8 protein-coding genes and 3 pseudogenes are annotated in these 12,696 nt (G+C 59.8%); 9 read left to right on the forward strand and 2 right to left on the reverse strand.

Annotated elements, in window-relative coordinates; genetic code table 11:
- Positions 1–49: 49 nt before the first annotated feature.
- Genes GCT19_RS31490 through GCT19_RS31510 form a run of 5 tightly spaced genes read left to right on the forward strand, consistent with a single transcriptional unit; the run spans position 50 to position 8,510 of the window.
- Positions 50–2,497 (forward strand): hypothetical protein, encoded by a 2,448-nt coding sequence (locus GCT19_RS31490; protein ID WP_152854088.1) that lies wholly within the window; start codon positions 50–52, stop codon positions 2,495–2,497.
- A gap of 29 nt (positions 2,498–2,526) precedes the next feature.
- Complete coding sequence (locus tag GCT19_RS31495) at positions 2,527–3,786, forward strand: hypothetical protein (RefSeq protein WP_152854089.1); 1,260 nt, start codon at positions 2,527–2,529, stop codon at positions 3,784–3,786.
- A 47-nt stretch (positions 3,787–3,833) separates the two neighbouring features.
- Positions 3,834–4,331, forward strand: a complete 498-nt coding sequence (locus GCT19_RS31500; RefSeq protein ID WP_152854090.1) for a hypothetical protein — start codon at positions 3,834–3,836, stop codon at positions 4,329–4,331.
- Positions 4,332–4,334: 3 nt separating this feature from the next.
- A complete protein-coding gene (locus GCT19_RS31505) occupies positions 4,335–5,666 on the forward strand; it encodes a hypothetical protein (RefSeq protein WP_152854091.1) in 1,332 nt (443 codons plus the stop codon).
- Positions 5,667–5,672: 6 nt separating this feature from the next.
- Entirely contained in the window at positions 5,673–8,510 is a 2,838-nt protein-coding gene (locus tag GCT19_RS31510; RefSeq protein ID WP_152854092.1) for a peptidoglycan-binding domain-containing protein, read from the forward strand.
- 93 nt (positions 8,511–8,603) lie between these two features.
- Here GCT19_RS31510 and GCT19_RS45095 read toward each other — a convergent pair.
- A pseudogene (locus GCT19_RS45095) lies at positions 8,604–8,774 on the reverse strand (IS110 family transposase); the annotation flags it as partial.
- A gap of 249 nt (positions 8,775–9,023) precedes the next feature.
- Between GCT19_RS45095 and tnpA the strand changes: the two are divergent.
- The 4 genes and pseudogenes from tnpA to GCT19_RS31530 form a co-directional block, all read left to right on the forward strand.
- Positions 9,024–9,449 (forward strand): IS66-like element accessory protein TnpA, encoded by a 426-nt coding sequence (gene tnpA, locus GCT19_RS31515; protein WP_321576898.1) that lies wholly within the window; start codon positions 9,024–9,026, stop codon positions 9,447–9,449.
- Positions 9,446–9,790 (forward strand): IS66 family insertion sequence element accessory protein TnpB, encoded by a 345-nt coding sequence (gene tnpB, locus GCT19_RS31520; protein ID WP_152854094.1) that lies wholly within the window; start codon positions 9,446–9,448, stop codon positions 9,788–9,790. The genes tnpA and tnpB overlap by 4 nt, the downstream gene beginning before the upstream one ends.
- A 30-nt stretch (positions 9,791–9,820) precedes the next feature.
- Positions 9,821–11,415, forward strand: a pseudogene (gene tnpC / locus GCT19_RS31525) (IS66 family transposase).
- 157 nt (positions 11,416–11,572) lie between these two features.
- Positions 11,573–11,876, forward strand: a pseudogene (locus GCT19_RS31530) (IS30 family transposase); the annotation flags it as partial.
- A gap of 146 nt (positions 11,877–12,022) precedes the next feature.
- Here GCT19_RS31530 and GCT19_RS31535 read toward each other — a convergent pair.
- Positions 12,023–12,688, reverse strand: a complete 666-nt coding sequence (locus GCT19_RS31535) for a hypothetical protein (RefSeq protein ID WP_152854095.1) — start codon at positions 12,686–12,688, stop codon at positions 12,023–12,025.
- Positions 12,689–12,696 lie beyond the last annotated feature (8 nt).

Genomic DNA, 12,696 nt, shown 5'->3' on the forward strand with positions numbered 1-12,696 from the left:
TTGTACCGGAGCATTCCGGCTTCGGACGTTGCCTTAAAGGGTGTCCACCATGCAGACGTATCAGGACGAGGATCGCTCGTTTGCCGAAACGCCGTTCGTCGAGCCGCGCTATGAAAGCTACGAGGAACCGCAACGCGAGACAGTAGCGACCAACGAAACGCTTGCGCCAACTCCGTGGCACTTCGATACACCGTTCGAAACTTTCGAGTCGTTCGAGCAGAGCGGCGCGCAGATTGGCGCGCCCGAAGTCGCCACGCTAGCGGAAATCGCGGCTGAGTTGAAGGATCATCTGTTTCGTGAGTCGCTGGAAGCGCTTGCAACCGAGGCACTTGAGACGCACGCTGAACAGCTAGCCGGCGAGTATGGCGATCGCGAGCAGCGCGATGTTACTTCCGAGCGGCTACTCAACGATCACTTTGCGCCGCTAGCAACTGAGATGGAGGCGGCCCTTGACCGGTTGTTTGAACGATTCGAGAGCTATGAGACCGCAGCGCTGACTGAAGCCGAAATCGAGCGCGTCGTGAACGAAATCGCGCCGGCCGCGAGTCCGTTTGCACCGGCGTCCGAACAGTTTCTGGGCGGACTATTGCGAAAGGCCGGCAAACTTGTATCGGGCGCAGTGCGGGCCGTGAGCAGCGGTGTCAAAGGTGCAATCAGCCTGGCTGGCCAGGGCCTCGCGGCGATTGGCAAACTTGCGCTCGGGCCTTTACTTAAAGGCCTCAAGCGCTTGGGCATCTTTCTCTTGAAGCACGTCGTAAAATTCGCGCTCGGCAACTTGCCGCCCGCCGTTCAACCGATGGCGCGACAACTTTCAGACCGGTTGTTTCGTGCACTTGGCGAAACGCAAGATCACGAACTGACCGACCACGAACAGACTGAAGCCGAGGTCGTCCCGGCCGGTGTCGACGTTGCGCGACTTGAGGCCGAGTTCGATCTTGCGGCGGCGCAACTGATGCTCGCTCCGGAGGAAGCTGAGGCTGAGTATCTCGCAGAGGCCTATGGCGAAGGTGAGGGTTCGGATCGGTCGCTCAATGAGCTCGACGACGCACGTGCAAATATGGCGCGATCGCTAAGAGAACTCGAGACCGGCGAGTCGGCGCAGCCGGTCATGGAGCAGTTCCTGCCTGCAATGCTGTGGCCGGTTGCCAAGACGGCTATTACGGTCATGGGGCGACCCAAGCTTGTTTCTTTTATTGCGAGGCTGATCTCCGGGCTCATCAAGCCAATGATTGGTTCCCAGGCTGCGGGTTTGCTCGGACCAGCGATTGCCGACGCCGGGTTGCGGATTTTCGGGCTGGAAGCGGAAGCAGGCGCGGCTGATCCGCGTGCTCTCACCGCCGAGGCGCTTGCGGCGACTGTAGAGGAAACGGTGAATAGGCTGGGCGAATTCGCGCCCTCGACCTTCGAAAACGAGACGCTGCTTGAGTCGGCCGTGCGCGAGGCTTTCGAAGATGCCGCCGCGACGTACTTTCCAAACACGCACATTAAGGCCGAACTGCGCGAGACACATGACCAACGCGGCGTATGGATGCGCATGCCGCACGACACTCATCGCAAGCGCTATTCGAGGTATAGCGATAGCGTCCCGGTGACGATTACGCCACGTGTCGCGGATAGCGTGCGGACTTTCGGCAACGCGAGTCTGAGCGACCATCTGCGCGATCGTATGGACGTGCCGACGGCGCAGCCGCTTCAGACCAAATTACGTCTCTACCAGGTGCTGCCCGGCGCTACGACATCATCGATCGCTCGTGCGGAGGGAATAAACCCTCGCGATTTACACCCGCTCACGCCACAAGCCGCCGGCGCGTTGCTCGGCCCAAATGCTGCTGGTCTCGGGCTGCGTACGACACCGCCCGGCTCGCAGATTTCTACCCCGCACCGGTTGCACCTGCGCCAGCGGTTGTATTACGTCGAACCACCGAGCGGCCGGACGCACCAGTCGCGTCCGCACGCGCGGCTCGCGCGCTCGGAGGTTTTCATCAATCTGCGCAAGGGTGAGATCAAGCTGTCGCTTTTCCTTAGCGAACCGCTGGCGCAAAAAGTGTCGGTGGAGCTCGCAAAGTCGGGCAGCGCCGCCAATGCGTACCGGTTGGTGCAGCCGCTGATCCGGCGCGCAGAGGAACTGGTGAAGTCAGCGTTGCTGGTGCGGCATCTTCCGCCCGCGATTAGGATCATCGGCGAAGCACCAAACCTTGGGCAAGGGGTGCCGCCGTGGCTATCCATGATCGGCACGCAACTCTCACGGAAGGTCGCGGAGTGGGCCGCGCATCAAATATCGCAGTATCTGCGCAATAACGCTGAGCAGTTCCGCAGGCTTAGTGCGTCTGAGCATGATGGCGTCACGTTACGGATCGCGATGAGCCGTGTTCCTGGGTTTGACGTCGTGGGGAGCATCGCGAAAGGGCAGGTTCCGCGCAGGGTGCAGGGCACGGCGTGGTTACGCGGCGAGCCAGCTTTCCAGGTGGTGGCCCTAGCGGGGTACGCACTGCCATGACAGCCATCGCAGTTCGTCCAGCCGATAGAGTGACCCAAGGTCTCAAGCGTCACGTCTTGCGTCAGCTTACGCACTGGGAAGGCGCCGCCGAACGGCTCGATGATTTCGAGGCGTCCGCTACGCCCGAGGCATGGGCAAGCGTCGAACGCAGGGTCGGGGTGACGCTGCGTCGTGAACTGAAGGATGCACGCGAACAACTCAAGCGCGAGGCAGCGGTCGTTCGCGCCGGCTTTAGCGCGGCGCAGACGCGGCCTGAGTTTGAACGACTTGATCGTCAGGTGGCGAGGCTGCGTGAGCGTTACATGAGGACCGAACTACTGGTGGATTTCTTCGTCGACGCAGTGCGTTCGCGTGCCAATCCGGAACTCGGCGCGCAACTGCGCGCATGCGATGTAATGGCTCATCGCGCGATCAGCCAGGGGCTTGAGTACCTCGGCGAGACGGTGCCGCCTGTCATGACCTACTTCAAGCCGGGCTTGGGCGCCGCGATCCTGCGCTGGGGGACGCCGCTCTGGGATGGTTCGCTCAGCCAGATCGCAGCAATCAAGGTGACGTATCACAATCGTTTCCGTACGACCGCTCTCTTGCATGAGAGCGGTCACCAATTTGCAGCAGTAAGTGGCTGGAACGAGGCTTTCCAGCTTTTACTAGTGCGTGAGCTCTCGCAGTTCGGCACCGAGATTGCCGAACAAGTGGCGAGCTGGGCGACCGAAATTGCGGCCGACGCATTCGCGTTCGCGCACTCCGGATTCGCCGCCGTTGTCGCGGTCTCGGACGTCATATCGGGCACGGATGCCGATGCGTTCCGGTTCATCCCAGGTGACCCACACCCGATCGCGTACCTGCGGGTCATGCTCGGTGTCGAGATGTGCCGCCAGTTCTACGGAATGGGTCCATGGGACGAATTGGCGGAGTCGTGGACATCACTGCATCAAGTTGCGCGCGCCGACGCGTTCACTGGTGCAATGATCGGGACGATACTGCCCCTGCTCCCTCGCGTCGTCAAGCTTTCTCTCCTGGCTGAGCTTCCCTGCTTCCGTGGGCGACGACTGGCTGATCTTGTCGATCCACAGCGCGTTGCGCCCACTGTCTTGCGGCAAATGCAGCGCGAAGCCGGCGCGGCTGCGTTCACGTCGTCCCATTGGATCTGGACGGAGTGTTTGCGGCTTACCGCCCTGTCCGGCCTGCGTTTCGCGACCGAACCGGAGCTTGGACGCGAGATTCTCAAGCAGCAGGAAGCCTTGATGGTCAAGCTTGGGCAGTTAGCCACAGAACACGAGGTTGCCTAACCATGCACCACAAAAAGCCCGTCATTCGCAGGAGAGGAGAGCAGAACATGACCAACGAGCACAAGTCGTCCCATTCCGAGGCGCAGGAACGAGACGACACGCAGAGTGCGGAAGACCGTCCTGCCGAGCGAGAACGCCAAGAGACGACGATCGAGTATCGAGGCGATGGTGACGCTGACGTCTTCGGTGACGAGAATGCAGAGCTGAGGCGGAGTCTGGATCTCGATCTTCCCGAACCAGAGCGCGGTCTTGCCGAGAAAGAACGTCTGGTAAGCCTTCTTGTCGAGCGAGAGCGTCTGGACAACCGTATTGCCGAACTACAGCGTCAGAGTGCGGCGCGACGGGATGGCAACAATGACGAGGTTGTCATCTTGGATAATGGGAATAGGGATCTGAGCCGCGACCAGCGCGACGACGTAAAAGAGCTGGACCGCCTCTATCAAAGCTTGTGCGGCGGCCAGCCTGGGCTGTGCTGGCCAGGATCACTGCTGGACGCAACGGGAGGCTTTAGCCGTCCGTCGTTTCCAGCTCTCAGAAGGAAATGAGCCATGTTCCTCGAGCTTGTCATGCCCTCGGCCGGGCCCCCACTTCCCCCACCCGACCAACTCAGTGCAACCGCCCTCCAAGCCGTCGACAGTCTCTTCCTTTACGCGCCACTCCAGATCGCGGCGCTTGTCGAGACCGTTTGGCGCAACCGCTACAATCCAGCAAGCGCAATCTTCACGCCATGGCCGCAGTGGATGACCGACGCTATCCTCGACCCCAATGTCGCCGGAAGGTTCATCTCTGGCTACGATTTCTCGGTCTCCCCTCCGAACCCGATTCCGCAGTGGCCCCAGCAACTGCCGTCGGCGTATCCTGCTATGCCAATGGCAAATCAAGTGTTCTTGCCGCCCAACCAGTTACCGGGCGTCAAGACTCCGCCGGCTGGGAACGTGCAGCCGACCAACTGGGCCCACCTGATCTACGCCTACCTAATCGAGAACACGCGCATATTCGACATCTTCGCGCGCTTGCTCGAGACCTATACGTTCTCCGAAGATCTCGAAATACCCAGTCCGGCGTCGCAAATCTTCTGGCGTAATACCGAGTACCTAATATATGGCGATGGCATACCGTCAGCCATCTGGAACACCACGAGTCGTACGCGACGCGACGAGATTGCCAACCGGCAGACCGTCTACAACTGGATGTTCGGGATCGACCTCTCGCACGCCGCAGACCTGGCCAAGGAACATCCGTATCGCAAACCTGCGGCGTCCAACCGCGACTTCATCCCGACCTTCGAAGCATTCGCGCGTGAAGTGTGGGCTGGCATTATGAACGCCAGGAACTTCAGCGGTGCCAATCCCACCGATCCGACTGTAATCGCCACTGGGGCGCGACGCCTCTTCGATATGTTGACGACCCGCCGCCTCTTCGGAAATCTTTCGCGGGAGGAATTTCGTGCAGTTGCCGTGATGTCGTGGCTGCACCTCGCGGTGAGCTACAACTGTCCAGCCATTGTCGATCTTAAATGCACCGCCGCGAGCCCGGAACAGCGTTTGGCAAAACTTGCGGTGCGCGCCGGACTGGTCGCGCATTCGAAGGCGAAGCCCTTGTTCGATCTTGCTCAGCCCTTCAGCGTCCTTTTGCAATCGATCGAGACGGGAAAATTCAATGATGCCAGCGGGGCGGCACTGCTCTACAACATTAACCCTGGTTTTAACACAGCCGAACTGAACGCCGAAGTTGTCATCGATCAGTACAGCCTCGCCACCGGTCGAGATCTCAAGGCTACCAGCGTGGTTCCGTTGAACCCGCAGCAGACAATTCCGCCACGCCCAAGAGCACCGGCACCGGTGCGGCCACAGGCCCGGTTTAACGGCCGTCCCACGTGAGACAACATGACATCTTTGAGAGGAGATGGGGCGGACGCCGGGAGCCCTTTCCTTTGGGTCGACCCGCGCGAAACCAAAGCGTTCGAGTTCGAGGGGGCGTTCGCGCTCGAAGGGCCGTTCGAACTTGGCGAGGTGACACCGGCTTCTGCCCGTTCTATGCCGGAGTACGTGCGCTGGGTACAGGGCGCGCTAAATCGCACGCTCGGCACGAAGCTGATTGCCGATGGACGAGGGGGGCCTGCAACGCGGGCGGCAGTAGCGCAATTCCAGCGTCAACATCACCTTAATCCTGATGGCATTGTCGGGCCAGTCACTGAAGCCACTCTCGCATCGGTGTCCGGTTTGCCCGCGCCGGCGACCTCCGGCAAGGCTGTGTCAGCGGCAGCCTCGCGCGCCCGCTACGCAAGTTGGACCGATGCCGACGACCGGCGCAAGGGGCGCAATCCTCGCGATCAGGCAACAGTGAGTAGCGGCTCACCTAGTGGCAACGTGCTCGAATTCCGGGTGCCGGGCGATTTCAGTCGGCGCATCTTCTTGTTGCAGAACTTCAAGATTGATGGCGCAGCACTTCGACCTGAGCACAAGCGGTATCTCGAGGGACTTGCCAAGTGGATGCGGGCCGGTCCGCCGCGCAGAGATCTGGTGGTCGCTGAGACGCAGGTGTCGCGCATCGGTACAGCACATGACGTCGACGTGGTGTCCGAGGTCTGGGATCCACCGCGAGGATGGCAGGTTTTCGCTGAAGCGCATGCGTCGCGCACTGGGGCAGCACGCCACGATGACGTGCTATCCGAAGACCGGTATCTTGTCACGCGCGCGTTTCTTGAGTCGCAACTTCTTCGTGCCGGCGTCGATGCCGCCAGCTTGCGCATATACGGTGAGGGCGTGGGCTTTCGGCACAGCCCAATGCGGGGCGAAGATCCCAGGGCACGCTCAGTGTACGTAGTCGCGCAGCCCGACCCGTCACCAACGCCACCAGCCCCGTGGCAGCCACCGATCCAGCCTGTCGTTTGGCCGCCGTTGCAACCCGCGCCAATCCCGGCCGGTCACACGAAGCTGACCGTCCGCTTTGGGACGAACAACCGCGCACACTTTCTGTTGGAGGGGGCCTCTCTAACCTGTACGCTGTCCTTCGAGGACGGCACGACGGCAAAGATCATGGCCGCCAAAACGGCACCATCGACGTTCGTTGTCGACATAAGTCCTGCAGCCGTCCCCGAACGGCACCAGCCCGACGGAAAACCGGTGCTGGAACAGGGCCTGCCGGCCAAGCAACTGATCACTATGGTCGAGCTCGACTACAGTGCCGACGTGATGCTGGGCGGCCTAGCGTTCACCGCGCTGCGGATCGTGCAGCGGCTACGGCCCACGCCGCGCGATGTGAGCGGCCGCACACGGGTCGACTATATATTTGCCGCCGGTAGCTGGGTTGACGCGGCGGGACGGCAGCGGCTGGCCAACGCAGCAATTCACCCGCTGGTTGATTTGAGCAAGTTAGCAGCGGGCGAAATACTGTTGAACACGCTGATGCTGGATATCACGCAGGGCTGGCGCCAGCTTCACCGCAACAATCGAAACTACCAAGTATACGAAATACTAAACCGTGACCGCGGACTGACTTTCAAGGTGTTCGCACATACCGCCGGCGCCCCGATGATCTGGTACGCAGTCGTGCCGAACCACTTGCGAGGCACCCGTCCGGTGTCGCCCCATATGTTCTTGCAACCCTCTGACAATCGTGAGGGCCAGTGGCCGGAAGACGACAAACAATACCTACTGCACAACGATAGTTTCTTCGAACGCGACGGTGTCCCTTTGATGAGGTACCTGCTGCCGCCGATCGCCGACGTGCTGGTGCCCTCGCTGGGTCCACCAGTTCTAGCGCCAACGCGCATGCGCAACGTGGTCAATTTCCGCAAAGCGACAGTAAAGGGCAGGGAAACTGGCGAGATTACGACGGACCACTGGAAAATCGGTGCTGGCCTGCAGAAGGCTTTCGAGCATATCGGGGGCGGGCTTCCGGCTCAATTCCTTCTGGTGCCACAACGCGTTGGCCGGGCCGACTCTGGGGAATCGTTCTCATACGGTGGTGCGGTGACGGGGCACCTCGTCTCGGTTACCAATGCGGTGTTCGGTGTGCTTGAGTCCAACACCGATCTGACGTTAAGTGCTGGCGACATTGTGCTAAGTCGCGATAAGCTGATCATTTCCGCTTACAGCGAATCTGGATTCGATTTATGGAACGTCTGCCGGCTCAACCAAGAGGCGCTGAAGGCGATCGTCGCAATCGAACCGCAGAACATGAACGATATCCAGAACGATTACCGGCCCAAGGATAAAGAGGACAATCGGATTGGCCCCCCACCGGTGATAGGCAAGGACATTATCCCGAGTCTGATAAAGCGCGACGTTAAGGTATTCATCATTGGCCGCCACCACTTGCACTATGGCCCGCAGATCGGCGACAGGAGCAAGCTGCACTTACTACCAAAACAGCCGGCCATGGTGTTCCGCTACCCCCCCGACCCAAGCGTCAACGACTTCATTAAGTACCGCGTGCACCGCATGATGGTGCCAACGGACGACCCAATGCTATTACCCGACGAGGCCGCGATTCTTGGGACCCTAGCCGCACAAGGGATTGTCGGCGCGGCCGTGCTTCCGCGGATCTTCGGCCCAAAGGGCAATCAGGACAAGACTGTTCTCGACGGCGTAGACCGCTGGTATTCGCACCAGTTTGCCTTATCGGGTGGCGACGAGATGCACCTGAACCCAAGCGGGATATACGGTAAACCGGTTTCCTATCGAACTTGGTTCGAGGTCGCCGTGCATGAGATTGGTTGAAGTTGCTTGAATGATCAGGTATCCAAAGAGCACTCTGGCGAGAAGCGCGATGTTGCTTTTCATACCCATTCTCCGGCACGACTCGCTTCATCCGACGCTATGTAACCGGGCTCCCGCCTGCGGTTCCGCGACCGTGTGCACGGCGGGCTGCTCGCGTCGGCCATCGTGCAGCGCCACCTTCCATTTCGCCGCCGCCAATACCAGCGATACGGCCGGCACAGGCGCTTCGGAACACGTCGTGTCTACCTGATCTGTGCTTAGGATCTCCCCCTTCCCGTAAGGCTCAGCACGCTGATTGCAGGATCGGCGTGTGGAGAACCCTGCCCGCATAGATCTTCAGAGAAGCTTCCAGCGGGCCTCCTGCGGGTTCCGAGTAAGCGTCTCGCCGCGGCCGTTCTGGCGTGCTGATTGGTAAGCGGCCAGCAAACCGTAAGCGTCTTGCAGTGGCCGTTCTGGCGTGCTGATTGAGGTTTTGGGTAGTTTGGTATCCACCAAATTATGGTGGATACCAAAGTGGACAAGACTTGGGGCGATGGCGCCGCAGACGGCGCATATAAGCGGCCGAACTTTCCGACCGAGTTCAAACGGCAACTGGTTGAACAATCTTTTGAGCCGGGCGCGTCGGTGGCATTGATCGCGCGCAGCAACGACATCAATGCGAACCTGTTGTTCAAATGGCGACGGCATTATCTGGCAGGAGAGTACGGTTTGCCGACGCTGCCTGAGGGCGCAACGCCGAAGCGGGCACCGGAGGTGCCGTCGCTGTTGCCTGTGGATGTTGTCGCTGAGGCGGCAGAACATACGCCACCGATGGCAGTCGATAGAGCGCGGTCTCCAGAGGATCTTTGTGAGATCGAGTTCGACCGTGCACGCTTGAGAGTTCGCGGCAACGTGTCACCGGATATGCTGCGGCTGCTGATCCGGGAGCTATCCCGATGATCGGCTTGCCGGCGGGCACTCGCATCTGGATCGCCGCAGGCGTCACCGACATGCGTAGTGGTTTTCCGGCTCTTGCCGCGAAGGTGCAAGCGGCACTCGAAGAGAATCCGCTCGGCGGCGACGTGTTCATTTTTCGTGGACGTCGCGGCGATCTGGTAAAAATTCTCTGGGCAACCGATGACGGACTATGGCTTCTGGCGAAGCGGATTTCCCACGGGCGTTTTGTCTGGCCCCAGGCTGATGGTGGCAAGATCTATCTCACGTCGGCACAGCTGTCGATGTTGCTGGAAGGCATCGATTGGCGACAACCCCGTCGTACGACCGCATTGTCGATGTTGTAAACCGCATCGAAGGCTCGTAAACTGCAGCGCATGCCCGATCATGCGCCACTTCCGGACACTGTTGCCGAGCTCCAGGCCCTGGTGCTCGAGCAGCAGGCGTCGATGGCAAAGATGCTGCAGGAGATTGCCGACCGCGACCGGGAGATTGTCGAACGGGATCAGGAGATTGAGCGCCTGACGGCCCAGATCGACAAGCTCAGGCGTATGCACTTCGGTCGCAAATCCGAGCAACTTGAGCGGCAGATCGATCGGCTCGAAACCCAACTCGAGGATCTGGCAGCGGGCAGCGGCGTCGCCGATGTGCGCCGTGCGCGCGCTCGTGCATCAAGTTCAGGCGTGTCTGCGGCATCCCCTCAGGAAGCCTTGCCGCCCCACCTGCCGCGCGAGGAGCGCGTGCTCGAGCCCGAGTCCGTCTGCCCGAAGTGCAACAACGCCATGGAATTACTCGGCGAGGACGTGTCCGAGCAGCTCGCGCGGGTCACGGCGATGTTCAAGGTCCTCCGCACGATCCGTCGCAAGCGGATCTGCACCGGTTGCGGCCATATCGTGCAACCTCCCATGCCAGGGCTGCCGATCGGGCGCAGCATCGCGCATCCGAGCTTGCTGGCCGATATCATCGTTGCGAAGTATGCGAACCACACGCCGCTGTATCGGCAATCGGAGATCGCGGCGCGCGACGGCGTACGTCTCGATCGGGCCACCATGGCACGCTGGGTCGGGCAATGCGAAGAACTCTGCCGGCTGCTGACCGAAGCCCTGCGTCGCTACACCATGGCGACTGCGAAGCTCCACGCGGACGACACACCGATCCCGGTGCTCGCGCCCGGCAACAGGAAGACCAGGACCGGTCGGTTGTGGGTCTACGTGCGCGATGATCGTCGCTCAGGTTCGAGCGAACCCGCTGCTGTCTGGTTCGCGTACTCGCCTGACCGCAAAGGCATCCACCCCCAGACCCATCTGTCCGGATTCGAAGGCGTCCTTCAGGGGGACGGCTATGCCGGCTTCAACGAGTTGACCGAAAGCGGTAAGGTTCGTCTGGCTTCTTGCTGGGATCACGCGCGTCGATATCTCTTCGACGTCCATGAGTCAGCACGTCAGCACCGTCGGAAACCACGAAGCAATGGCTCGACATGATCGGCGAGCTCTACGCAATCGAGGCCGATATCCGCGGCAAACCACCCGATGAGCGGCGACACGTCAGGCAAGAAAAGAGCAGCCCGTTGCTCGCGGCTCTTGAGAAGTCGATGAAGGAGAAACTCGCCACTCTCTGGCCAAAGGCACCACTGGTCGAAGCGATCAACTACTCTCTGAACCGATGGGATGGACTCACCCTGTTCTGTGACGACGGCCGCATCGAGATCAGCAACGTGCTTGCCGAAAATGCCTTGCGTTGCGTAGCCCTGGGCCGGAGGAACTACATGTTCGCCGGCTCCGACAGCGGTGGCGAGCGAGCCGCCGCAATGTATAGCCTGATCGGCTCGTGCAAGTTGAATGGCATCAACCCACGCTTCTATCTGGAATACATGCATACGCACATCGCCGATCATCAGGCCAATCGCATCGACGAACTGCTGCCCTGGAACATCCCGAGGCATCTCCTCCGATCTACGCCTGCCTTGCTTTAATCCCTTCTGGCAGCGGCATCATGCGCCTGCCGCGTTCTTCGACGCTTGTCCAGAGAATTCTCAACGGCCACCACGTGACGCTTACGTTAGGGTTGCGGACGCAATCGTGGATCTTGCCGGACGCAAAAGCTAGGTGGGGGAAATTGTGCGCTTACGCTTGACCTACGACCGCGGCACGGAAATGGCTTGCCACGTCGAACTCTCCTGGCGACTGAATTATCGATATCTGGTTTGCCGATCCGCACTCGCCCTGGCAGCGCGGCAGCAACGAGAACACCAACGGCCTGCTGCGCCAATTCCTGCCCAAGGGGATGGATCTGTCGTCGCTCAGCCAGACGCAGCTGAACGACATCGCCAGGTTGCTCAATGGACGACCTCGTCAGACCCTCGGCTGGCACACCCCCGAAGAAGCAATGGCAAAGGAAATGGAAAAAGCCGGTTTAGCTAAACGTTGCACTTGACTCTTGAGATCGCCAAACGACCTCTGATCACTTGAAAGCGCCGTTGAAGGTGCTGCGGCCCGAACGACGGCAAAGAGTCGGACTCTTGCCAATAGCCGAATGCTACGGATCGACGACAGCTCCGATCGTCAGTTCAGCGTATATCGTCACATACTTCCTTGTTCATATCGACGCGTGGCTTCAACTCCCATAGCGACTGCAAAGCCGGGTTCCGCTGCTGGATCGGATCGAAGCTCAGCCAGAAGACCTTCATATCGGTGCATGGAAACCTGTAATCCCCGCTCGACGTCAAGCGCGAACTGTTGAGGCCAGCTGATTCCCTCTGCGGCCAACGTACTAATTTGCTGCTCGTTCCAAAGTGTTATTTGGATATTTTCCATCATACTGTGTTTCATATAGTCATAAAAACTCTGCGGAATTGTGGCTCCTTCTATCAAGTGGACCTTTTCCATGATAAGTTGACGCAGCTGCAAATGCATTGGCATAAAGTACCGCTCACCCACGAAATGATCAACTTTAGACTGCGTATCAGGAGGGATCGCCCTTTTTATGCGCTCTTTGACCTCCCATGTCGCCCAAACTTGATGTATCAGCCCATCCATCGGACCATAAAACTCCCCAATCTGTGCCTCAACTTGTTTTAGGGAGATCTCCAGTCGTTTGATCTTGTCGGCACGCCGATCTGACTCAAGGCGTGCCTCACGGTCTTTGCGGCGCCCGAGTTGGTTCAAAACTACCCAACCAGCGATAGTAACGAGAGAACCCGTTATTCCAACAATGAGGCTAACCGTGGACTGATCCATATCACCCAAGAAATCTG

Source organism: Paraburkholderia atlantica (assembly GCF_009362785.1).
GTDB classification, from domain to species: domain Bacteria; phylum Pseudomonadota; class Gammaproteobacteria; order Burkholderiales; family Burkholderiaceae; genus Paraburkholderia; species Paraburkholderia atlantica.